This window comes from Streptomyces sp. SID8352 (assembly GCF_009862265.1).
Classification (GTDB): Bacteria; Actinomycetota; Actinomycetes; order Streptomycetales; family Streptomycetaceae; genus Streptomyces.
In genome coordinates, this window is the sequence record NZ_WWGX01000047.1 from 15,735 (window position 1) to 37,657 (window position 21,923).

At 76.4% G+C, this 21,923-nt stretch carries 21 protein-coding genes; 14 read left to right on the forward strand and 7 right to left on the reverse strand.

Annotated features, from left to right (window positions below):
- Positions 1-162 precede the first annotated feature (162 nt).
- The 4 genes from GTY84_RS17410 to GTY84_RS17425 all read left to right on the forward strand — a co-directional run bounded on the left by GTY84_RS17410 (position 163) and on the right by GTY84_RS17425 (position 4,181).
- Positions 163-357 (forward strand): hypothetical protein, encoded by a 195-nt coding sequence (locus GTY84_RS17410; RefSeq protein ID WP_161227206.1) that lies wholly within the window; start codon positions 163-165, stop codon positions 355-357.
- A gap of 48 nt (positions 358-405) precedes the next feature.
- Complete coding sequence (mshB, locus tag GTY84_RS17415; RefSeq protein WP_161227207.1) at positions 406-1,383, forward strand: N-acetyl-1-D-myo-inositol-2-amino-2-deoxy-alpha-D-glucopyranoside deacetylase; 978 nt, start codon at positions 406-408, stop codon at positions 1,381-1,383.
- Positions 1,380-1,817 (forward strand): DUF6113 family protein, encoded by a 438-nt coding sequence (locus GTY84_RS17420; protein ID WP_161227208.1) that lies wholly within the window; start codon positions 1,380-1,382, stop codon positions 1,815-1,817. Before mshB ends, GTY84_RS17420 begins: the two co-directional genes overlap by 4 nt.
- Before the next feature lie 156 nt (positions 1,818-1,973).
- On the forward strand, positions 1,974-4,181 hold the full coding sequence (locus GTY84_RS17425; RefSeq protein WP_202551293.1) for a hypothetical protein: 2,208 nt from the start codon (positions 1,974-1,976) through the stop codon (positions 4,179-4,181).
- Between the two features lie 594 nt (positions 4,182-4,775).
- On the opposite strand, the gene GTY84_RS17430 is transcribed toward GTY84_RS17425, so the two are convergent.
- A complete protein-coding gene (locus GTY84_RS17430) occupies positions 4,776-5,678 on the reverse strand; it encodes a transglutaminase-like domain-containing protein (protein ID WP_161227210.1) in 903 nt (300 codons plus the stop codon).
- 26 nt (positions 5,679-5,704) lie between these two features.
- The gene (locus GTY84_RS17435; protein WP_161227211.1) at positions 5,705-6,715 is read right to left on the reverse strand and encodes a GNAT family N-acetyltransferase; all 1,011 of its coding nucleotides are present in this window, start codon (positions 6,713-6,715) and stop codon (positions 5,705-5,707) included.
- Positions 6,716-6,855: 140 nt separating this feature from the next.
- Between GTY84_RS17435 and fdxA the strand changes: the two genes are divergently transcribed.
- Both fdxA and dapC read left to right on the forward strand, forming a co-directional pair.
- Positions 6,856-7,173, forward strand: coding sequence for a ferredoxin (fdxA, locus tag GTY84_RS17440; RefSeq protein ID WP_161227212.1), 318 nt, complete (start codon positions 6,856-6,858; stop codon positions 7,171-7,173).
- Between the two features lie 133 nt (positions 7,174-7,306).
- On the forward strand, positions 7,307-8,398 hold the full coding sequence (dapC, locus tag GTY84_RS17445; protein WP_161227213.1) for a succinyldiaminopimelate transaminase: 1,092 nt from the start codon (positions 7,307-7,309) through the stop codon (positions 8,396-8,398).
- Positions 8,399-8,856: 458 nt separating this feature from the next.
- Here dapC and GTY84_RS17450 read toward each other — a convergent pair whose 3' ends face one another.
- Complete coding sequence (locus GTY84_RS17450; RefSeq protein ID WP_161227214.1) at positions 8,857-9,207, reverse strand: ATP-binding protein; 351 nt, start codon at positions 9,205-9,207, stop codon at positions 8,857-8,859.
- A 540-nt stretch (positions 9,208-9,747) separates the two neighbouring features.
- Positions 9,748-10,734, reverse strand: a complete 987-nt coding sequence (locus GTY84_RS17455) for a heavy metal transporter (protein ID WP_161227215.1) — start codon at positions 10,732-10,734, stop codon at positions 9,748-9,750.
- Positions 10,735-10,854: 120 nt separating this feature from the next.
- Here GTY84_RS17455 and dapE point away from each other — a divergent pair, with 120 nt between their 5' ends.
- Positions 10,855-11,934: a succinyl-diaminopimelate desuccinylase gene (dapE, locus tag GTY84_RS17460; protein WP_161227216.1), complete on the forward strand. Its 1,080-nt coding sequence runs from the start codon at positions 10,855-10,857 to the stop codon at positions 11,932-11,934.
- Positions 11,935-12,045: 111 nt separating this feature from the next.
- Positions 12,046-12,804, forward strand: coding sequence for a TIGR00730 family Rossman fold protein (locus tag GTY84_RS17465; RefSeq protein ID WP_161227217.1), 759 nt, complete (start codon positions 12,046-12,048; stop codon positions 12,802-12,804).
- 578 nt (positions 12,805-13,382) lie between these two features.
- Here the strand turns inward: GTY84_RS17465 and folP are convergent.
- Positions 13,383-14,243, reverse strand: coding sequence for a dihydropteroate synthase (gene folP, locus GTY84_RS17470; protein WP_161227264.1), 861 nt, complete (start codon positions 14,241-14,243; stop codon positions 13,383-13,385).
- Positions 14,244-14,450: 207 nt separating this feature from the next.
- On the opposite strand from folP, the gene GTY84_RS17480 reads away from it, so the two are divergent.
- Positions 14,451-14,810, forward strand: coding sequence for a DivIVA domain-containing protein (locus GTY84_RS17480; RefSeq protein ID WP_161227219.1), 360 nt, complete (start codon positions 14,451-14,453; stop codon positions 14,808-14,810).
- Positions 14,811-14,881: 71 nt separating this feature from the next.
- A complete protein-coding gene (locus GTY84_RS17485; RefSeq protein WP_345943472.1) occupies positions 14,882-15,391 on the forward strand; it encodes a DNA-3-methyladenine glycosylase I in 510 nt (169 codons plus the stop codon).
- 94 nt (positions 15,392-15,485) lie between these two features.
- Here GTY84_RS17485 and GTY84_RS17490 read toward each other — a convergent pair whose 3' ends face one another.
- Positions 15,486-16,292 (reverse strand): enoyl-CoA hydratase-related protein, encoded by an 807-nt coding sequence (locus tag GTY84_RS17490; protein WP_161227221.1) that lies wholly within the window; start codon positions 16,290-16,292, stop codon positions 15,486-15,488.
- 346 nt (positions 16,293-16,638) lie between these two features.
- Here GTY84_RS17490 and GTY84_RS17495 point away from each other — a divergent pair, with 346 nt between their 5' ends.
- Positions 16,639-16,806, forward strand: coding sequence for a DUF3117 domain-containing protein (locus GTY84_RS17495; RefSeq protein ID WP_069086806.1), 168 nt, complete (start codon positions 16,639-16,641; stop codon positions 16,804-16,806).
- Between the two features lie 153 nt (positions 16,807-16,959).
- On the opposite strand, the gene GTY84_RS17500 is transcribed toward GTY84_RS17495, so the two are convergent.
- On the reverse strand, positions 16,960-17,658 hold the full coding sequence (locus GTY84_RS17500; RefSeq protein ID WP_161227265.1) for an O-methyltransferase: 699 nt from the start codon (positions 17,656-17,658) through the stop codon (positions 16,960-16,962).
- Between the two features lie 247 nt (positions 17,659-17,905).
- On the opposite strand from GTY84_RS17500, the gene sigE reads away from it, so the two are divergent.
- The 3 genes from sigE (at position 17,906) to GTY84_RS17515 (ending at position 21,874) form a co-directional block, all read left to right on the forward strand.
- Positions 17,906-18,613 (forward strand): RNA polymerase sigma factor SigE, encoded by a 708-nt coding sequence (gene sigE, locus GTY84_RS17505; protein ID WP_161227223.1) that lies wholly within the window; start codon positions 17,906-17,908, stop codon positions 18,611-18,613.
- Positions 18,610-19,581 (forward strand): zf-HC2 domain-containing protein, encoded by a 972-nt coding sequence (locus GTY84_RS17510; RefSeq protein WP_161227224.1) that lies wholly within the window; start codon positions 18,610-18,612, stop codon positions 19,579-19,581. The genes sigE and GTY84_RS17510 overlap by 4 nt, the downstream gene beginning before the upstream one ends.
- Before the next feature lie 94 nt (positions 19,582-19,675).
- Positions 19,676-21,874: a trypsin-like peptidase domain-containing protein gene (locus tag GTY84_RS17515; protein ID WP_161227225.1), complete on the forward strand. Its 2,199-nt coding sequence runs from the start codon at positions 19,676-19,678 to the stop codon at positions 21,872-21,874.
- Positions 21,875-21,923: the final 49 nt, after the last annotated feature.

Below are 21,923 nucleotides of genomic sequence, written 5' to 3' on the forward strand. Positions count from 1 at the left end.
GTACGGATAGTTATGATCACTAGCGCACAGTGGGTATCAACTGGGTGCCCGCCGTGTGGATTTATCTGCTTCAGTGGTGCGCAGCGGGTGTGTTCCACAGGAGTTCCGATAGTCCGACCGCGTCCGACCCCCTGTCCCTGGGTTCTTTGGAGGTGAGCCGCCGTGGCACTCTCGATTTCGGCGGTGGTGCTGCTGGCGATCATCGTCTTCCTGCTGGTCAAGAAGTCAGGACTGAAGACGGGGCATGCGGTCATCTGCATGCTGCTCGGCTTCTACCTGGCCTCTTCGACCATCGCACCCACGATCAGCGAGCTGACGTCGAACATCGCGGGGATGATCGGAAACCTCAAGTTCTGAGGTGTGCCCGCGCCCGGGCGGCTCCGCCGTGCCTCATAAGCTGGGGGCATGACGGAACTGCCCGCCCGGCGTCTGCTGCTGGTGCACGCGCACCCGGACGACGAGTCGATCAACAACGGCGTCACCATGGCCCGGTACGCCGCCGAAGGCGCCCGGGTCACCCTGGTGACCTGCACGCTCGGCGAGCGGGGCGAGGTGATTCCGCCCGGCCTGGCGCATCTGAGCGGCCCCGCCCTCGGCGGGCACCGCAGGGGTGAGCTGGCCGAGGCCATGCGCGCGCTCGGCGTGGCGGACGCCCGGCTGCTCGGCGGACCCGGCCGGTACGCCGACTCCGGGATGATGGGCCTGCCCGACAACGACGACGCCGGCTGCCTCTGGCAGGCCGACGTCGACGAGGCCGCCGGGCTGCTCCTCGACGTCATCCGCGAGGTGCGCCCCCAGGTCCTGGTCACCTACGACCCCGACGGCGGGTACGGCCACCCCGACCACATCCAGGCCCACCGCATCGCCATGCGCGCCGTGGAACTGGCCGACGAGGCGGGCTGCCCCGTCGCCAAGGTCTACTGGAACCGGGTGCCGCGCGGCGTCGCCGAGGACGCCTTCGCCCGGCTGCGCGAGGAGCTGCCCGCCCTGCCGTTCGACCGGGCGGCCGACGTCCGGGACGTGCCGGGCGTGGTGGACGACGGGCGGATCACCACCGTGATCCGCGGCGAGGGCACCCCTCACGCCGCCGCCAAGGCCGCCGCGATGCGGGCGCACGCCACCCAGATCACCGTGGCGGGGCCGTACTTCGTCCTCTCCAACGACCTGGCGCAGCCGATCCTCACCACCGAGTACTACGAACTGGTGCGCGGTGGGCGGACCGGTGGACGCGACGGCGCCGCACGGGAGAGTGATCTCTTCGAGGGAATCGCCGCGGACGCCGGCACCGGCCCCGCCCCGGACGGCGGCCGCCCCGGCGGCCCCGGCGGCCCCGCCCCGGACGGCGGCCCCGGCACCCCGTCCCCGCGCGGGGCGGCGTCGTGAGCACGCGCGACGCGCACGACGGACGCGACGCGCACGGCTCCGCGCTGGCCCGGCCGCTGCGCGCGCCCTCCCCCGGGCGGGTCGCCCTCCACCTGGGCCTCTTCCTCCTCGGCGCCGTCGTCGGTGTCGCGGGCGCACTGGTCCAGCCGGCCTGGTTCCCCGGCGGGCTGCTGCTCGCGCTGGCCGCCGAAGCCGGGCTCTGCCTGGGCGCGGGCCGCGCCACCGGCGGCCGGGCCGGGGCCGTCGCGCCCGCCGCCGGATGGGCGCTGGTCGTGGTGCTGCTGACCGCCAGCCGCCCGGAGGGCGACTTCCTCTTCGCCGCGGGAAGCGGCTCCTATCTCTTCCTCCTCGGCGGCATCGCCGTGGCTGTGATGTGCGCCACCCTCGCCCCCGTGCGGCGACCGGACGGCGGGACCGCCCGACTTGGGAAGTGACCCGGTGTTTCGGCGCCGCCCGGGCGCGCGCGTCCCCCGGGGGTTTCCCCAGCGGTCATGGGAAGCGCGTCAGAAGTGGCCAGTATGGTGGTGCGCGCCGCCGAGCCGCCCGCAGTCAGGTGTGACGGGCGGTGGAGCCAATCGGGAGAACCTGCCTTGAGTCGTGAAACTGACAGTCCGTCCTCCGGGCCCCACGGGCGCGGCGGAGCCGCCTACCCCTCGGGCACCCCGCCCTACGGGACGCCCGCGGCTTCCGACGCCGGTGCCCCGGCGGCCCGTCCGGCCGCGCGGCCGGAGGACCGCAAGACCGAGACGACGCTGACGACCCGTATCCGGATCAACATCCCCGGATCGCGGCCCATCCCCCCGGTCGTCATGCGCAAGCCCGTCGCGGACGCCGACGGCGCCGAGGGCGGGCCCACCGGTTCCGGGACGACGGCCGAGACCCCGGCGCCGGCCGCCCCCGCGCCCACCGGCGGTGCCGAGGCCGCCGCCGAGCCCGTGCCGTCCGCCCCGTCGGCGGAGGACCGGGCGCCCAGCGACTGGTTCGCCCCCCGCAAGTCCGCCCCCGGCAGCCCCGGTCAGGGCGGCGGCTCCCCCGACGGCTCCGGCGCTCCCGCCGGTTCGGGCGCCCCGACCCCCGCGGGCGGCACCCCGGCCGCCGGCACGGGGACGGGCCCCCGGCCCGCCGGCGCGAGCCGCCCCAGCGGTGTCACCGGCGCCCTGGGCACGACCGCCGGCTCCCGCGGCGGCTCCGCCCTCACGGGCGCCACCGGCGGCCCCGTGGCCCCCGGGCACGGCGGCGGCACCGGCTCCTTCGACGTGACCGAGGCCCTGTCGGTCGGCCCGCTGGGCGGCGGCACGCGCCCCGGCCACGAGCCCCGCGGCGAGGACCTGGCCTTCTTCCCGGAGCCCGGCGACGAGCGGGCCGCCGGGGACCCCCAGGGGTTCCACGGCACCGGAACCGCCGCGCCGGAGGCGCCGGGCCCCCGCGCCGACGACCGCCCCCCCTTCGGCACCGTCCCCGGGACCCCGCAGGCCCCCGCCGGGCCCACCGGCGGCCCCGCCACCGGCGCCGGCCCCCTGGCTCCGTCCCCCGCCGGGGAGCCCGGCCCGCCCGGCGGCCCCCGCCTCCCCGGCGCCGCGCCCGGCCCCGGTGCGGACACCCCGCGTCCCGGCCCCGGTGGCGGGCTGAGCGACGACACCGCGATCCTCACCCCGCAGATCCAGGCCGGACTCGCGGGCGCCGCCCGGCACGGCGCCCCGGGCCCGGCCGCGGGGAACGCCTTCACCGGCGACTCGCCGCCCGCCGAACGCAAGTCCCCCTTCCAGGCCGTCCCCCCGCCCCCCGGCGGCCCGGGCCCGTCCGGGACCGCGGCCCCGGCCCCGGCCAGGGGCGCCGCGGCGGCCCCGGCGCGGAAGAAGGGGCGCAGCAAGCTCGCCCTGCTGGTCGGCGGCGTCCTCTTCGTCGCCGGTGTCACCTACGGCGCCGGGCTGCTGATGAACCGCTCCGACGTGCCGAAGGGCACCACCGTGCTCGGCGTCGACATCGGCGGCGGCACCCGCGACGACGCCGTCCAGAAGCTGGGCGACACCCTCGGCACCCGGGCCGCCAAGCCGCTGGAGCTGGCGGTCGACGGCGGCACCGTCCCGCTCCGGCCCGACCAGGCGGGCCTCCAGTTCGACGCGCAGGCCACGGCCAGCGCGGCGGCCAGGAGCGACTACAACCCGGTGTCCGTGATCGGCTCCCTCTTCGGCCGGCAGCGCGTCGTCGACCCGGTGATGCCCGTCGACGAGGAGAAGCTGCACGCCGCCCTGCGCGACGCGGCCGGGGCGTCCGGTTCCGTCACCGAGGGCACCATCACCTTCGAGGCGGGCCGGGCCGTCGCCGTCTACGGCAAGCCCGGCAAGGGCATCGACGTGGCCGGGTCGACCGACGCCGTCGAGCGCGCCTACCGGGCCCAGGTGGAGACAGGTGCCTCCGCGCCGGTGAACGTCCCGACGACGGCCCGGCAGCCCGAGGTGAGCAACGCCGAGGTCGACCGCATGATGAAGGAGTACGCCCGCCCGGCGATGTCCGGCTTCGTCAGCGTGCGCACCGACGCCGCGCACCGGATCGAGTTCAGCCCGCAGAACTCCCTGTGGAAGTTCCTCCGGGTGAAGGCCGTCGACGGCCGGCTGGTCGACGCCCCCGACCTGAAGGCCCTGGAAGAGCTGTACGGCGGCACGTTCGAGGGCGTGGAGATCACCCGGGGCACCGGCAAGAAGACCGCCGTCACCCCGCAGGACGTCTACGGAGCCCTGCGCCAGGCCCTGTTGAGCACGGACGCCCGCGACGCCGTGATCGACACCGACCCGAGCTGACGGCCCGCCGGTCCGCACCCGGGCCCGCCCGGTACCGCCCCGGGCCGCCCGGCACCGCCCGGCACCGCCCGGCGCGCCCCCGCACCCCGCGTCCCCGCCGGCCCTCGGCATCCGGCGGGGGGAGCGGGGTGTGCCGTGTGCGGCCCCGTGCGCCCGCTGCCGTCTCCGCCGCGCCGCCGTCAGGCTTCCCGTCTGCCGCTCCCGTCGAACCGCCTGGGGACGTCCGGCCCCGGCCCCATCCGGTGCGCCCGCCGCCGGGCCCTCGGCCTCCGGTGGGGGAGCGAGCGCGTCGTGTGCCGTGTGCGGTCCCCGGCGCGTCGGTCGCCGTCTCCGCTGGGTGTGGACCCGGTGCGCTCATCGCCGTCACCGTCGCGCCGCTGCTCCCGTAGTTGTCCTCGGTCGCTCCCGGTACCCCCAACCCCGTGTTCCCGCCCGGGCCCTCGGCCTGGCTGTGACCCCGCCCGCCAGGATGCCCGGCGACTTTCGGAGCCCCCGGGCGCCAGGAGACCCGGCGCCTCGGAGCCCCCGGCCGCCCGGTGGGCCCGGCACCTCCGGCACCGGCGGGCACTTCGGGCAACCCGCCCGCCGCGTACGTCAGTTCAGCAGTGCCCGCGCCGCCCGGGCCTCCCCGAGCAGCCGCTCCGCGGCCTCCTCGTCCACCGCCTCCACCACCTCGGCGTACGCCTCCAACTCGTCCGCCCCGGCGGCGAAGTCACCCCGGCCGACCAGCAGCCGCGCCCGCTCGTAGCGCAGTCGCGCCGGGTGCGACGGGAGCAGCAGCGCCAGCTCCACCGCCCACAGCCCCACGTCCGACCGCTCCGGGCGGGCCGCCGCCCAGGAGCGGATGTTGTTCAGCACCCGGGCCACCACGTCCAGCGGCGCCGCGGGCTCCAGCAGCTCCTCCGGCAGCCCGCGCGCCGCGGCCCCGGGCATCCCCTGCGCGCCCAGCGCGTCGGCGACCAGCGCCCCGGCGGCCTCCTCGTCGAGGACCCGCCCCCCGTCGAAGGGGTCGACGAGCACCCGCTCGCCCTCAGCCGTCCCGAGCCCCACCACGAAGTGCCCCGGGAGGGCCACCCCGTACGCCGGGGCCCCCGCCCGCCGGGCCACCTCCAGCCACAGCACCGACAGCAGGATCGGCAGCCCGCGTCGCCGCCGCACCACCTCGTGCAGCAGCGACGACTCCAGCCGCCGGTAGTCCGCGGGCGCCCCGCGGAACCCGCACCGCTCGCCGAGCAGTTCCCGCAGCGCCGCGGCCCACGCCCCGGGACCACCCGGCCGGAACGGCAACCGCCCGGCCAGGGCGTCCAGTTCCATCTGCGCGGCGTCCAGCCCCGTGTCGTCCAGTGAGCCGTCCGCCGCCGCGCCCACCAGCAGGCACAGCTCCGCCAGGTCGGGCCGGGCGGCGCGCGCCTCCTCGGCGAACCGCAGCCGCACCTCGGCGGAGCGCTCCCCGGTGGGCGGGTGCGGCGGGGGAAGGCGGCGTGGATGCTGACCCATGGCGGACTCGTACCCTCTCGTGGTGCTCAGTTCCGGTCCGTACCGTCGCCCTCGGGCGCCCGGTAGTGGTGGTAGGCGTGGTGGGCGGCGAAGCCCGCCCCGGAGTACAGGGCCCGCGCCCCCGTGTTGTCCGCCTCGACCTGGAGCCAGGCGGCCGAGGCGCCCTCCTCGAGCGCCCGCCCGGCCAGCGCCGCCATCACCGCGGTGCCCAGGCCCCGCCGCCGTCGCGCGGGATCCACCTCCACGGCCGCGAAGGAGGCCCAGCGCCCGTCCACCACCAGCCGCCCGATCGCGGCCGGCGCGCCGTCGCCGGGCACCGTCGCGAACCACACCGACGGCCCGCTGCCCAGCACCCGCAGCGCCGCCTCGCCCGTCCCGCTCCGCCCGTACCGGGCGAGCCACGCCCCGTCCGAGTGCCGGGACAGGAGCACCCCGGCCGGGTCGGCCCGGTCGGCCACCGGTGCCAGCTCGCCCGTCCAGACCTCGGCCGACACCTCCCGGGTCCAGCCGCGCCGCTCCAGCGCGGCGCAGAGCGCCTCCTCGGTGCCCTCCGCGCCGGTCGCCGCCTGGACGTACGCGGGCAGCCCCCGCGCCGCGTACCAGCGGACCGCCGTGTCCAGCGCCGCGTCCAGCGGGAGCCCCGGATCACCCAGCGGCAGAACGGAGTTGGCCCGCCGGGTGAACCCCGCGGCGGCCCGCAGCTCCCACTCCCCGAGCCGCTCGGACTCCACCGGCCGCCAGGCCCGCGCGACCACCCGGGCCAGCTCCGGGTACGAGGCGGCGGGCCCCCGGCGGCGCGCCGGAGCGGCCGGGACGACCTTCCCGGCGACCAGGGAGGAGGCGTCGATCCGGACGGACTCGCCGTCCCTGCGTGTGATCAGCAGCACATCATCGTCCCATGATGTGAGAACGCCGACCGTGTCGGTGAACCTCGCCCGCGTGGCACCGGATTCGGTCAAGCGGCGTACGGAGACCCGTTTGCCCACGTCAGCGGCGGTGATACGGACCTCGAGTCGGCCGGCGGCGGAGATTTCCACGGGTCAGTACACCCCTCCTGTTCGGATCATGCCCAAGAACGGAGATACTAGGGGCGGGCATCGACGACGCCGCGCTCCCGCGCGCCAGGCGGCGGAGCCTGAAGAGGCCCGCCAGCGCCCAATCGAGGAGGAACGACAGCGTGACCTACGTCATCGCGCAGCCTTGTGTCGACGTGAAGGACAAGGCGTGCATCGAGGAGTGCCCGGTCGACTGCATCTACGAGGGCCAGCGGTCCTTGTACATCCACCCGGACGAGTGTGTCGACTGTGGTGCGTGTGAGCCGGTCTGCCCGGTCGAGGCGATCTTCTACGAGGACGACGTCCCGGAGGATTGGAAGGACTACTACAAGGCCAACGTCGAGTTCTTCGACGAGCTGGGCTCGCCCGGCGGCGCCAGCAAGCTGGGGCTGATCGAGCGCGACCACTCCCTGATCGCCGCCCTGCCGCCGCAGGCGTAAGCATCCGGGCGGACGGTAACGGCCGCGCCCGCGCCGCCTCGGTCCCGTGCGGCCCGGTCATCCCGACCGGTGCCGCACGGGGCCGAGGCGTTCGACGTACCGGACGCCCACCGACGAAAGCGAGCCACCCACCGTGTCCGCAGTCTCCCAGCGCCTGCCCGTGTTCCCCTGGGACAGGCTGGAGCCGTACAAGAAGACGGCCGCCGCCCATCCGGACGGCATCGTCGACCTCTCCGTCGGCACGCCGGTCGACCCGGTCCCCGAGCTGATCCGCACGGCGCTGACCGACGCGGCCGACTCCCCGGGCTACCCCACCGTCTGGGGCACCCCGGCGCTGCGCGACGCGATCACGGGCTGGCTGGAGCGCCGCCTGGGCGCCCGCGGCATCACCCACCGGCACGTGCTGCCCGTCGTGGGCTCCAAGGAACTGGTCGCCTGGCTCCCCACCCAGCTCGGCCTCGGCCCCGGCGACCGGGTGGCCTTCCCCCGTCTGGCCTACCCGACGTACGAGGTCGGCGCCCGCCTGGCCCGCGCCGGGTACGAGGCGTACGACGACCCGACCGCGCTGGACCCGGAGGGGCTGCGGCTGCTCTGGCTCAACTCCCCGTCCAACCCGACGGGCGAGGTGCTGTCCCGCGAGGAGCTGACCCGGATCGTGGCCTGGGCGCGCGAGCACGGCGTCCTGGTCGTCTCCGACGAGTGCTACCTGGAGCTGGGCTGGGAGGCCGCCCCGGTCTCCGTCCTCCACCCGGACGTCAACGGCGGTTCCTACGACGGCCTGGTCGCCGTCCACTCCCTGTCCAAGCGGTCCAACCTGGCCGGGTACCGGGCCGCGTTCGCCGCAGGCGATCCGGAGGTGCTCGGCCCGCTGCTCCAGATCCGCAAGCACGGCGGGATGATGCTGTCGGCGCCGACGCAGGCGGCCATGGCCGCCGCCCTGGGCGACGACGAGCACGTCCGCGTCCAGCGGGAGCGCTACGCCGCCCGCCGCGCCGTCCTGCGCGAGGCGCTGCTCGGCCACGGCTTCCGCGTCGAGCACAGCGAGGCCAGCCTCTACCTGTGGGCCACCCGCGACGAGTCCTGCTGGGACACCGTCGCCCACCTCGCCGAACTCGGCGTCCTGGTGGCCCCGGGCGACTTCTACGGGCCCGCGGGCGACGTCTTCGTCCGGGTGGCCTTCACGGCGACCGACGAGCGCGTCGCGGAGGCGGCCCGCCGCCTGTAGCCGCGCCACGGCATGCGACGGGGCCCGGGGGAGAGCCCCCGGGCCCCGTCCCCGTCCCCGGGAGGCGGCGGGCCGGAGGCGCGGCGGGCGGCATCCGTCCGGCCCCGCCGCGCCCGGCGCGGGGCGCTGAGGCCTGTCTGACGATTCCCGTCCGCCTCACGGCGCCATGCGCGCACTCCCGCCGCGCCCGCCCCGGCCCCGAGTGCGTCCCGTACGAAGGCCCGGGGCGCGCCGAGAGCATGTGCCCGACGCCGCGCGGCCGCCCCGCGGGCCACGACGGCAATGGTCGGACGGGCCCGAGGGCCTCTCGTCTGGACGATGCCGGGCTCGTGGGCCCCGGCGCCGCACCTCGCCGCGTCGTCGTCGGTCGCCGGGGCTCCGCCCCGACTCCCTCCTCCGCCCTGCGACACACGGCGCCGGACCCCGCTCCCTGATCCGGCCCGATCCGAACAAAAGACCTAGTTCAGCGGCAGCGCGCCGGTCGCGGTGCGGGCCGCGCCGCCCAGCACGTCCCCGGCGCCGCCGGTCACGCTGTCGGCGGCGCCGCGCGCGGCGGGCTCGGCCTGTCGCACGGCCTTGCCGCCGGTCTCGCCCGCGGCACCGGAGACGGCCCCGGTGGCGGTCCCGGTCGCGCCGTCCACGGCCGTGCCCAGGTGCGCGGTGTCGAGCGAGGACAGCCCGCCGAGGTCCGGCGCGGCGGGGAGCTGCGGCGCGGCGCTCACGGAGCCGGCCGCACCGACCCCGGCGGCCGCTCCCGCTGCGACGAGCAGCGCGGCACGGGCGATCCGGCGGGTCAGGGGGAGGGTCATGATGCTCCTTCGAGGGAGTTGGCAATCGGCTCGTACGGCCTGGATACCGCTCGAAGTCGCGGAAGGTTGCGGCGAGTTGACGTAAAGAGTTGGTAATGCGTCGCATTATCGGTTCCCCGGAAAAGCGGTCGAACGGGCGGCGGCGGGAATGCCGTCGATTCCCCCGGCCCGCGATTCCCGGGGCCTTCGCATATCCCGCCCGGTGCGGTGAACGGCCGTGCGGCGCCGTGCCGGCGGCACCGTGCGTACCCCGCCCGGGTGACGTCCCGCACGCCCGGCCGCCCCGCCGTACGAGCGGTTCGATCCGGTGGACGGTGCCCGCGGGACGGGCCGGTGAGTGCCGTGCGGCGGGTTGCGCCCCGGCCGGGTGCCGGGGGCCGCCTGCGTCCGCGGGACCGGAGGGGCGGCGGGTGCCGCCGGGCCCCGCGCGGGTGCCGTTCCCGCGGGCGCGCCGTTCCCGCGGGCGCGCCGGAACCTTGGTGCGCCGTGTCCCGCGTGCGCCGTGTCCCGGCGGGTGCCGTCCCCTTGCGAAGGCCGCCGCTACCGCGTGTGCCGGGCCGCCGTGATCCGCACCGGGCCCCCGTCCGGCTCGCCGCCCGAGGCCCCGGCGCCCTTCGCGCCCGTCGGCCGCCAGGTGCTGCCGGTGTTCCCGGCGACCCACTCGCGCCCGGCGTAGGAGACCCGTTCGATGCGCAGCGCCGAGGAGTTGGCGACCGCCCAGTGCGCGAGCTGCCAGCCGCGCCGCTCCGTGTCCCGGGCCGCCCCCGGCCCGGAGCCCCCGGACACCGGCAGCGTCACGGTCCGCCCGTCGGAGCCGCCCGGCGCGGGCGCGGCCGTCGCCGGGGCGTCCGCCCGGGCACCGGCGGGCTGGAGCACATCGCGCCCGAAGTCCCGCACCAGCGCCTCGCGCACCGCGTCCGGCCCCTGGGCCCGGGTGGTGCCGGGGCGGCCCTCGCAGGTCAGCGTCGCCCCGGCACCGCCCGTCAGCGCGGCGGCCAGCAGTGCGGCGTCCGGCTCGTGCTTGGCGTAGGCGTCGGGGAAGGCGCTGCGCTGCACGCGCTGCGCGGCATCCGTCAGCGGCAGCTCCAGATAGCCGGGCACCTTGACGAGATGGTCGTAGAACTCGCCCGCGGAGTACGCCGGGTCCATGATCTCGGCCGGTGTTCCCCAGCCCTGCGAGGGGCGTTGCTGGAACAGGCCGAGCGAATCGCGGTCGCCGTGGTCGAGGTTGCGCAGCGTCGACTCCTGGAGAGCGGTCGCCAGCGCGATCGTCACCGCCCGGTCGGGCAGTTCGCGCGCGGTGCCCACGGCGGTGATGGTGGCCGCGTTCACCGCCTGCTCCGGGGTGAACTCGTAGGAGGAGGTGCCGCCGTCCCCCGCGGAGACGACCTTGCAGCCCGGCGCGCCCGCTCCGCCGGTGACGTACTGCACCACCAGGTATCCGGCCACCGCGAGCAGGACGACCAGGGCCGCCCCGGAACGGTGGAGGCGGCCCCTGGGACGGTGGGTCGTCGACGGATCGGGCACGCCTACAAGGTACTGGAGAGCATGTCCGGAGCCCATGCCGGTGCGCGCGGTACGTCTCCGGTGCGGCCGCGGCACGGTCGCCGGCGCCGGGTCCGGCGCGCCACGGGTAGGGTCGAGGTCATGGCCGACACCCCGCTTGACCTCACGCTGGACGCCGCCGAGCTGACCGCGCGGCTCGTGGACCTCCCCTCCGAGAGCGGCTCCGAGAAGCCGCTCGCGGACGCGGTCGAGAGCGCGCTGCGGGCCCTGCCCCACCTGACCGTCGACCGGTACGGCAACAACGTCGTGGCCCGCACCGACCTGGGCCGGGCGGAGCGGGTGATCCTGGCCGGACACCTCGACACGGTCCCCATCGCGGACAACGTGCCCTCGCGGCTGGACGAGGACGGCGTCCTGTGGGGCTGCGGCACCTGCGACATGAAGGCGGGCGTCGCCGTCCAGCTCCGGATCGCGGCCACCGTCCCGGCCCCCAACCGCGACCTCACCTTCGTCTTCTACGACAACGAGGAGGTCGCCGCCGACCTCAACGGCCTGGGACACGTGGCCGCCGCCCACCCCGATTGGCTCCGGGGCGACTTCGCGGTGCTGCTCGAACCCTCCGACGGCCAGGTCGAGGGCGGCTGCCAGGGCACGCTGCGGGTGCTGCTGCGGACGACGGGCGAGCGGGCGCACTCCGCGCGCGGCTGGATGGGCTCCAACGCCGTCCACGCCGCCGCCCCGATCCTGGCCCGCCTCGCCGCCTACGAGCCCCGCCGCCCGGTGATCGACGGCCTGGAGTACCGCGAGGGCCTGAACGCGGTCCGCGTCGAGGGCGGCGTGGCCGGGAACGTCATCCCCGACGAGTGCGTCGTCACCGTCAACTTCCGCTACGCGCCCGACCGGAGCGAGCAGGAGGCCCTGGAGCACGTCCGCGAGGTCTTCGACGGCTGCGGGGTGGCCGGGTTCGAGGTGGACGACCACAGCGGCGCCGCCCTGCCCGGCCTCTCGCACCCGGCCGCCGCCGCCTTCATCGAGGCGGTCGGCGGCACCCCGCAGCCGAAGTTCGGCTGGACGGACGTGTCCCGGTTCGCCGCCCTTGGCATCCCGGCCGTCAACTACGGCCCCGGCAACCCCCATCTGGCGCACCGGCGTGACGAGCGGGTCGAGGTGGCGAAGGTCCTCGCGGGCGAGGAGCGGCTGCGGGCCTGGCTGACCGCCTGATCCGCGGCGGGGTTTGCCTCGCCGTGTTCCGGACATGCTCAGGTCCCCCGCGGGTAACCCCCGTGGATCTACGCTGAGGACGTATCACCCGCACTACGGCAGGGAGCGCGCATGGCCACCGGTAACCCCGAGGGGAAGAAGCAGCCGCCGGACGAGCAGCGGCTCGGCCCGGTCCTCCGGCGTCGCAGCCAGGTCCAGAAGAGCACCACGGACCAGCGGCTGCTGGACGGGCGCGCCCCCACCGACTGGGTGCACACCGATCCCTGGCGGGTGCTGCGCATCCAGTCCGAGTTCATCGAGGGCTTCGGCACCCTGGCCGAACTCCCGCCCGCCATCAGCGTGTTCGGCTCCGCCCGGACCGCCGTCGGCTCCCCGGAGTACGAGACGGGCATCCGGCTCGGCCAGGGGCTGGTCGACGCCGGTTTCGCGGTCATCACCGGCGGCGGCCCCGGTGCCATGGAGGCGGCGAACCGCGGTGCCCTGGAGGCGGGGGGCGTCTCGGTGGGCCTCGGCATCGAACTGCCCTTCGAGCAGGGGCTCAACGCCTATGTCGACATCGGCCTGAACTTCCGCTACTTCTTCGTCCGCAAGATGATGTTCGTCAAGTACGCGCAGGGCTTCGTGGTGCTGCCCGGCGGCCTCGGCACCCTCGACGAGCTGTTCGAGGCGCTCACCCTCGTCCAGACGCAGAAGGTGACCAAGTTCCCCATCGTGCTGTTCGGCACGGAGTACTGGGGCGGCCTCGTCACCTGGCTGCGCGACACACTGGTGGCCCAGGGCAAGGCCGCGGAGAAGGACCTGCTGCTGTTCCACGTCACGGACGACGTGGAGGAGGCGGTCGCGCTGGTCTCCAAGGAAGCCGGCCGCTGACCCTTCCTCCGTCTGTGGCGGCGTCCCCGCGGGACCGGCCCCCGGTCCGGGGACGGGGCGTCGGCGCGCCGACGGGGGCGCGGCCCGCGGCGGGCCCGTGGCGTCCCCACCGTGCCGTGGGGGATCACGCCCGGAGGCGTCGGGGCGGCGCGGACGACCGGAGCGCGGGGCGGACACCGCCCGATGCCCACGCCCGGCCCCCCACTCCCGGCCCGGCCACGACGGGCGCCCCCCCGGCCCGGGGCACGCGCTGCCGCGGCCGGGTGCCCAAGGGGGTTCGCGGGGCGGGCGTGGGGCGCGGAGCGCGGGGTCCGGGGCCTCCGGCATCCCGGCCCGGGGTTGCCGGTGCGCCGCGCCGCCTCCGCCGCGATGGGCGCCCCCACGGCTCGGGGTACCTTTCCCCTGACCGGCCCCGGGGCTGCCGGAGCGGATCCGTGAGGCGTGGGGGCGCGGAGTGCGGGGTGTCTGTCCCGGCGGGTCTCGCCGTGAGGTCCCGGTGCGCCGCGCCGCCTCCGCCCCGGACCCCGTTCGCGCTGGCCGGATCGCGCCGTGCGCGGGGCGGCGCGGGGTGCAGGGGGCTACGCCAGCCCCCGCCGGGCCACCGCCGGTTCCCTCGTCCCCGCGATGGCGCCCACCATGTCCACCACCTGCCGGGTCTCCGCGACCTCGTGCACCCGGTACACCCGCGCCCCCAGCCACGCCGAGACCGCCGTCGTCGCCAGCGTGCCCACCAGCCGGTCCTTGACCGGCCGGTCCAGCGTCTCGCCCACGAAGTCCTTGTTGGACAGCGACACCAGCACCGGCCAGCCCGTGGCGACCATCTCGCCCAGCCGCCGCGTGGCCTCCAGGCTGTGCCGGGTGTTCTTCCCGAAGTCGTGCCCCGGGTCGATCATCACCGACTCCCGGGGCACCCCCAGCGCCACCGCCCGCTCGGCCAGGGCCACGGTCGCGCCCAGGACGTCGGCCATCACGTCGTCGTACGCCACCCGGTGCGGCCGGGTGCGGGGCAGCGCCCCGCCCGTGTGCGTGCACACCAGCCCGGCGCCGTACCGCGCGGCCACCTCCGCCAGCCGCGGGTCCGCCCCGCCCCACGCGTCGTTCAGCACGTCGGCACCGGCCTCGCAGACGGCCGCGCCGACCTCGTGCCGCCAGGTGTCCACGCTGATCACGACGTCCGGGAAGCGCCGCCGGACCTCCGCCACGAACCCGACCGTGCGCCGCGCCTCCTCCTCGGCCGACACCTCCTCGCCCGGACCGGCCTTCACCCCGCCGATGTCGATGATCCCGGCGCCCTCGGCCACCGCCCGCTCCACCCGCTCCAGCGCCGGCCGGTCGAGGAAGGTGGCCCCCCGGTCGTAGAAGGAGTCCGGGGTCCGGTTCACGATCGCCATGACGACCGGCTCGTCCGGCGCGAACTCCCGCCCGCCCAGCCTGAGCATCCCCTGTGACCGCTGCACGTCCATTTCGCTCCCACGTCCCGCTTCTCGTACCCGGACACCGCCTGGGGCCCCGGCTGTCAGACTCGCATGGCACGATCGGAGCCGACACCACCGGCTCCGGGGCCGGACCGGCGCGCCCGCAGGGCGCCGGACCGCTCCCGGACCGATCCAACCAGCCACACCGATCCGACCATGGGGGCCCCAGCGATGGTCATGTTCCTGTTCCTCGTCATCGCACTCGCGGTCGTGGTCACCGCGGTGACGCTCGCCGTGGTCGCCGGGGGTGAGAGCGGGCCGCTGCCCGACGCCCCGCCGGAGCGCCCGGTGGACGCCCTGCCCCCGGACCGCCCGGCCGTCCGCGAGGACGTGGAGCGGCTGCGCTTCCCGCTCACCGTCCGCGGCTACCGCATGGCCGACGTCGACGACGCCCTCGGCCGCCTCGGCGCCGAGCTGGCCGAGCGCGACGCGCGGATCTCCGAGCTGCAATCCGCGCTGGCCGGGGCCCACGCCCCCGCCGCGGAGCCGTCCGACGCCGCGGCCGACGCGACCGGCAAGGAGGACGCGTGAGCACCGGGGAGGCCCTCGCCGGGCCGGACGGGGCACGGCGCTGTCCCTGGGCGCTGTCCGCCGAGGACTACGTGGCGTACCACGACGACGAGTGGGGCCGCCCGGTCCACGGGGACGACGCCCTGTTCGAGCGGCTCAGCCTGGAGGCGTTCCAGTCCGGCCTGTCCTGGATCACGATCCTGCGCCGCCGCCCCGGCTTCCGGACCGCCTTCGCGGACTTCCGGATCGCCGAGGTGGCCGAGTTCACCGACGAGGACCGCGAGCGCCTGCTCGCCGACCCGGGCATCATCCGCAACCGCGCCAAGGTCGACGCGACCCTGGCCAACGCGCGCGTGCTCAGCGGCTGGGCGGAGGGCGAGCTGGACGCCGTGATCTGGTCGCACGCGCCGGAGGCGATCGGCCGCCCGGTCCCGAAGACCCTCGCGGACGTGCCGGCCGTCACCCCGGAGTCGACGGCCCTGGCGAAGGACCTGAAGCGGCGCGGCCTGCGCTTCGTCGGCCCCACCACGGCGTACGCCCTGATGCAGGCCTGCGGCTTGGTCGACGACCACCTCGCGGACTGCGCGTCCCGCCGCCCCTGACCGCACCGCACCGCCCCGCCCCGGATCCCCTGGACCCTGGGCTGGGACGGGACGGGGCGGGGCGCCGGGGTCCCGGCCCGCCCCGGCGGGCGGATCAGCGGCCGAGGTACACCGGCTTCTCCTTGTCGACGAAGGCCCGCACCGCGATGGCGTGGTCCTGCGAGGCGCCCGCCCGCGTCTGCAGCTCGTCCTCCTTCTCCAGCGTCTCGGCCAGCGAGTGCGACAGCCCGTACGCCACCGACTCCTTCACCGCCGCGTACGCCAGGGTCGGGCCGGCGGCCAGCGCCCGCGCCGTCCGCTCGGCCTCGGCCCGCAGCTCGCCGGCCGGGACGACCCGGCCGACGATGCCCAGCTCGTACGCCTCCCGGGCGTCGATGGCGCGCGGGAAGAGCAGCAGGTCGGTGGCGCGCCCGGGGCCGACGACCCGCGGCAGCGTCCAGGACAGCCCCGAGTCGGCGGTCAGCGCGACCCCGGTGAAGGCCGTGGTGAAGGTCGCGGTCTCGGCGACGATCCGGTGGTCCGCCGCCAGCGCGAAGCCGAAGCCCGCCCCGGCCGCCACCCCGTTCACCGCCGCCACCACCGGCTTGGGCGCCTCGGCCAGGGCCCGCACGATCGGGTTGTAGTGCTCGCCCACCGTGCGCATGGTGCCGCCCCTGCCGCCGCTCTCCCGGTCGGCGGCCAGCAGCCCGACATGCTCCTTGAGGTCCTGCCCCACGCAGAACGCCCGGTCCCCGGCCGCGGTCAGCAGCACCGCCCGGACGGCCCCGTCCGCCGCCGCGGACCGCACCGCCTCCCGGAGCGCGACCTTGGCCTCGGTGTTCAGCGCGTTCATCGCCTCCGGGCGGTTCAGCGTGATCGTCGCGAGCCCGTCGCTCACCTCGTAGAGCACGGTGTCTGCCATGGATGCCTCCTCGGCGTCGGGGCCTGTGTCCGCGCCCCAGCATGACGGAGACCACCCGCGCCGCACCCCGGACAAATGTGACCTGCGTCAAAGAATTCCGGTCCGATTCCATTCGGCGGAAGTGGGCGGGACCGCGAAGTATCGCAGTCAGATCCCCGAATTGAGTGGTTTTGCTCGCGCGCGTTGCCCAAGCGATGCCGACCGACGTTGGTCATCGGGTCCTGGGATGCGGGATAATGACCGGGAAGCAATGTGTTCGATGCCGGTGTCGCGTGTCCAGCCGGACCGCGTGCCCTTCGTGGGCCGTCGGCTGGACGGTGAGCTGGTATCAGGAAGGGGAACGAGCATGGCGGCCATGAAGCCGCGGACGGGCGACGGCCCGCTCGAGGTGACCAAGGAGGGGCGGGGCATCGTCATGCGCGTTCCGCTCGAAGGCGGCGGTCGACTCGTCGTCGAGCTGACCCCCGACGAGGCCGGCGCGCTCGGCGACGCCCTCAAGAAGGTCGTCGGCTGACGCGCGGGCGACCATACCCGATCAAATCGCCCCGGTGCCCCTGCGGCGCCGGGGCGTTTGCCGTCCCGCACCGCACCCGCCGGGCGTCGCCGCGGCGTGCCGGGCCCGACCCCGGGCCCGGGGCGCGGCCGCCGAGCAGTCCCGGGGGACGGCTCAGCGCTTCACCGCGCACAGCAGCCCGTCCCCGGCCGGCAGCAGGGACGGCACCAGCTCCTGGCTCTCCCGCACCGCCCGCAGCAGCTCCCGCAGCCGCAGCACCTCCGCGGGCTGGGGGCCGGAGTCGACGGTGCGGCCGGCGGCGAGAACGCCCTCGAAGACGACCAGTCCGCCGGGCCGCAGCAGACGCAGCGACTCCGCCAGGTAGTCCAGGTACTCCAGACGGTCGCCGTCGCAGAAGACGAGGTCGTAGCCCGCGTCCGCGAGCCGGGGCAGCACCTCCAGGGCGCGGCCCGGTATGAAGCGCGCCCGGTTGCTGGCGAAGCCGGAGGCGCGGAAGGCCTGGCGGGCGAACTGCTGGTGCTCCGGTTCCGGGTCCACCGTGGTCAGCACCCCGTCCGGGCGCATGCCCCGCAGCAGGTGGATGCCCGACACGCCGCAGCCGGTGCCGATCTCGGCCACCGCCTTGGCGTCCACGGCGGCGGCGAGCAGACCCAGCGCGGAGCCCGTGCCGGGGGTCACCGAGCGCAGGCCCGCCTCGTGGGCCCGATCACGCGCCCAGAGCAGCGCGTCGTCCTCGGCGACATAGGCGTCGGAGAACGCCCAGCCCGTCTGCCGGTTGCCGGTAATGACCCTCTCCCGTCCCTGTCGTTGCCTCGGCGTGACTGTATCCGTTGGCGTCGGGAACCCGCAGATGGGACCGGCCGTTGAAAGGGGTACGGGAAGACACGGGCGACAGGGCCCGGACGGTCACGGGGAGCGGTGGATGGCCAACAGCGCCGAGCAAGTGCTGACGCAGCCGTACGAGCCGGGTCAGCCCAGATCAAATTTTCGTAAAACCCCTTATCCGGAGCTAACGGGCGGGGTGGCTATGGTAGGGGCTCCACAGGCCACCACCAGAGCCGACAGGGGAGGTGCGGCCGCACCCGCGGATCGGGGGGGAGTGCTGCGGCGCTTCCTCGGATCGGCAGGCAGGCCGAAATCCGTGAACGACACCGCTGACAACAGCCACGCCGGTCCTGCCACCGGACACACCCAGACCGCGACCTTCGCCGGCGACGCGGACGGGCAGGCGTGGACTCCGCCCACCTGGGAGGAGATCGTCAGCACCCACAGCGCCCGGGTCTACCGGCTCGCCTACCGCCTCACGGGCAACCAGCACGACGCCGAGGACCTCACGCAGGAGGTCTTCGTCCGCGTCTTCCGCTCCCTGTCCACCTACACCCCGGGCACCTTCGAGGGCTGGCTGCACCGCATCACCACCAACCTGTTCCTGGACATGGTGCGCCGCAAGCAGCGCATCCGCTTCGACGCGCTCGGCGACGACGCGGCCGAGCGGCTGCCCAGCAAGGAGCCCAGCCCCCAGCAGGTCTTCCACGACGCCCACTTCGACGCCGACGTCCAGCAGGCGCTGGACACCCTCGCGCCGGAGTTCCGGGCGGCGGTCGTGCTGTGCGACATCGAGGGGCTGTCCTACGAGGAGATCGCCGCGACGCTCGGCGTGAAGCTCGGCACCGTCCGTTCCCGCATCCACCGGGGGCGCTCCCAGCTCCGCAAGGCGCTCGCGCACCGCTCCCCCCAGGCCCGCGCCGGGCGACGCTCGTTCGCGGCCCGTGTTCCCGCACTGGGAGGAGGGGGCACGAGCGCGTGAGCGGCTCACGACCGAACGCCGAGGGACACCTCGCGGAACAGCATCTGGGAGACCGACTCTCCGCCCTGGTGGACGGAGAGCTCGGTCATGACGCGCGTGAGCGCGTACTGGCGCACGTGGCGACCTGCGGGAAGTGCAGGGCCGAGGTCGACGCCCAGCGGCGGCTGAAGAACGTCTTCGCGGCGGCGGCCCCGCCCGCCCCCTCGGAGAGCTTCCTGGCCCGCCTCCAGGGCCTGCCCGGCTCGGGCACCGGCACACGGCCGGGCGGCGGTGACTTCGGGGACGGGCTGCCCGGGCTGCCCGAGCCGTTCGAGTTCCCCTACGTGCAGGCCCGCCCCGTACTGCCGACGGCGATGCCCGCCGCCGACGGGCGGGAGCGCGGCTTCCGCATCCACGACGTCAGCCGGCACGAGGCCGAGCGGTCCGCCTCGCGCGGGATGCGGTTCGCGGTCGCCGCCGCCGGGGCGGTGTCGCTGGCCGCCATCGCGCTCGGCGGCGTCACCCTGGGCGCGCCCGCCACCGGCACCGACGCCCGCGGCGGCGCCGGGTCCGGCAGCAACGTCACACCACTGCGCACCCAGGGCGGGGCGGCCGTCACCACTCCCGAGGGCCAGCGCCGCCGCTCGGGCGGCCCGCCGCTCGGCTACAGCCAGAGTGGTTACCGTCCGGCCGGTGACGGCCCGATGACCCGGGCGGGCGTCTCCGCGCCCCTGCTGCCCGGTCTGCCGGAGCGGGTGGAGCAGGAGACGCGGCGGCAGACCCTGCGGGAGCTGGCCGCGCCCCTGCTGGCCGGTGCCGCCGCCATGTCGCCGCTGATACGCCCGCTGGAATCGGTGCCGCCGTTGGGGCCGGGTTCCTGGGCGGAGACCTCGCGGGTCCGGCCGCCGGAGCTGCTCGCCGTCTCCAACTCCCTTCCCGCCGCCTACCCCGTCGCGTCACCTGCGGCCTCCTCCCGCCCGGCGCCCTGACGCGCCGGCGGGCGGTTTTCCGCGGACCTGATTGAATCCTGGGTGGCGCCAGGGCACTTGGAGCCGAGGATCTGCGGCCGGCGGCGGGGAGAACATGAACGAGGGGAAACCCACGAGGGCGAAGTGGTGGAGCCGGCCCCCGGCCGCCGACGGCGACGAGCCCGGCTCCGCCCCGGCGGCCGACGGGGGCGACGGCGACTTCGAGCTGGAGCGCCCCCGCCCGGCCCGGGGCCCCGGCGACAGTCTTCCGGGGCCGGACGGCGGCGGGGTCCCGCCGCGCCCCGCCGCGCCCCGCGCCGGGGACGCCCCCGCCGACGGCGACTTCGTGCTGCACCGCCCGGACCCCCGCCCTCCGTCCGGCCCCGGGCCGGAGCCGGACGGCGGCCCGGACGGGGCACCGCGCCCCGGGACGCCCGGCCCGGCCGCGCACGCGCGCGACGCCGGTACGGCGCCGGGGAGCGTGGGCGGGGCGCCCGCCGGGGACGCCGCCCCGGCGCCGGACCCGGGGGACACCTCTCGGGCGGCCTCCATCCCGTCCCCGGAGGGGGCCCGGGCCCCCGGCGGGGCTGCTGTCCCCGGCCTCGCGGGCCGCGCCCACGACGAGGCTCACCACCTTGACGGGCCCCCCGCCCCCGCCCCCGCCCGGCCCGGCGCGGCCGCGTCCGCGCCCGTGGAGGCCCGGGTACGGCCGCTGCACGACCCCGACCCCTACGGGACCCCTCCGTACGGTGAACCGGGCCCCTGGGCGCCCGCTCCGCCCGTGCAGCACCCCGGCGCGACCCCGGCCCACGGCACGGCCGTACCGCCGCCCCGCACCGGCGCGTCCGCCGCCCCGCCCCGGGAACCCGGTCACGAGCCGCCCACGGCCCCCGCACCGGCCGTCCCGGCCCACGGGACGGCGGCGCCCCACCCCGCACCGCACGGCGCCCCGCACAGCCCCGCCGCCCACGGAGCGGCCCCCTACGAGACAGCCCCCCGCGGCACCGCCCCCCGCGATGCGCCCGTCCCCGGCGCGCGGGCCCCCCACGTCCCCCGTCCCGGCGCGCCCGCCGACGCCGCCGCGCCCTCCGCCGCCCTCGCGGCGTCCGGTTCCGGGGCCGACCCCTGGGGCCGCTACGACCCCTGGGCCCCGGTGCCCGTCGGACCGCTCCAGCACGGCGGACCGGCGGAGCCGCCGCGGCGCCCCGTCCGGCGCCGGACGGCGCTGCTCGGCGGCGCGCTGCTGATCGCCCTGGTCTCCGGCGGCATCGGCGGCGGCATCGGCACCTATCTGGAACGCAACGGCGGCCTCGGAACCGTGGAACTGCCGCAGGCCGGGCCCGAGCCCACCGGCAGGGCCCCGGACAGCGTGGCCGGCATCGCCGCCAGGGCCCTGCCCGGCGTCGTCACCCTGCATGTCAGCGGCGGCGGCTCCGCGGGCACCGGCACCGGGTTCGTCCTCGACGGCCGGGGCCACATCCTGACCAACAACCACGTCGTCGGGCGCGACGGCCGGATCATCGTCACCTTCCACAGCGGCGACACCGCCGAGGCCACCGTCGTGGGCCGGGACAGCGGGTACGACCTGGCCGTCGTCAAGGTGCGCGGCGTGCGCGGGCTCACCCCCATGCCCCTCGGCAACTCCGACAACGTCCGGGTGGGCGACCCCGTCGTCGCCATCGGCGCCCCCTTCGACCTGGCCGGAACGGTCACCTCCGGCATCATCAGCGCCAAGGAGCGACCCATCACGGCGGGCGGCGAGGAGGGCGACGGCAGCGACGTGTCCTACGTCGACGCGCTCCAGACCGACGCCCCCATCAACCCCGGCAACTCCGGCGGCCCCCTCCTGGACACCCGGGGCCGGGTCATCGGCATCAACTCCGCCATCCGCTCCGCGGGCGGCGGCAGCGGCGGCGGCTCCGGGAGCGGACAGGCCGGGTCGATAGGGCTCGGCTTCGCCATCCCGATCAACCAGGGCAAACGCGTCGCCGAGGAACTCATCAACACCGGCAGGGCCACCCACCCGGTCATCGGCCTCACCCTCGACATGGGCTACGACGGCGGCGGCGCCCGCGTCGCCGACCGGGGCAGCGGCGGCGGCCCCCCGGTCACCGGGGGCGGCCCCGGCGCGCGGGCCGGGATCAGGGCCGGGGACGTCATCACCGCGGCCGACGGCCGGCGCGTCCGCTCCGGCGAGGAACTGATCGTGCGGATCCGCTCCCACCGCCCCGGCGACCGGCTGGAACTGACCCTGGAACGCGACGGCCGCGAGACGAAGGTCTCAGTGGTGCTCGGTTCCTCCGGCGGAGACTGACCGGAGGCCGCCGGCACCGGGGGATTCGCCGCCCGGCCCCGTCGAAGGG

Excerpts from the sequence above, each read along its gene's own strand:
- GTY84_RS17515 (WP_161227225.1), top strand. The coding sequence starts at position 19,676 with ATGAACGAGGGGAAACCCACGAGGGCGAAGTGGTGGAGCCGGCCCCCG.
- GTY84_RS17430 (WP_161227210.1), bottom strand. The coding sequence starts at position 5,678 with ATGGGTCAGCATCCACGCCGCCTTCCCCCGCCGCACCCGCCCACCGGG.
- dapE (WP_161227216.1), top strand. The coding sequence starts at position 10,855 with ATGGCCGACACCCCGCTTGACCTCACGCTGGACGCCGCCGAGCTGACC.
- GTY84_RS17450 (WP_161227214.1), bottom strand. The coding sequence starts at position 9,207 with ATGACCCTCCCCCTGACCCGCCGGATCGCCCGTGCCGCGCTGCTCGTC.
- folP (WP_161227264.1), bottom strand. The coding sequence starts at position 14,243 with ATGCTCAGGCTGGGCGGGCGGGAGTTCGCGCCGGACGAGCCGGTCGTC.
- mshB (WP_161227207.1), top strand. The coding sequence starts at position 406 with ATGACGGAACTGCCCGCCCGGCGTCTGCTGCTGGTGCACGCGCACCCG.
- GTY84_RS17480 (WP_161227219.1), top strand. The coding sequence starts at position 14,451 with ATGGTCATGTTCCTGTTCCTCGTCATCGCACTCGCGGTCGTGGTCACC.
- GTY84_RS17490 (WP_161227221.1), bottom strand. The coding sequence starts at position 16,292 with ATGGCAGACACCGTGCTCTACGAGGTGAGCGACGGGCTCGCGACGATC.
- GTY84_RS17495 (WP_069086806.1), top strand. The coding sequence starts at position 16,639 with ATGGCGGCCATGAAGCCGCGGACGGGCGACGGCCCGCTCGAGGTGACC.
- GTY84_RS17465 (WP_161227217.1), top strand. The coding sequence starts at position 12,046 with ATGGCCACCGGTAACCCCGAGGGGAAGAAGCAGCCGCCGGACGAGCAG.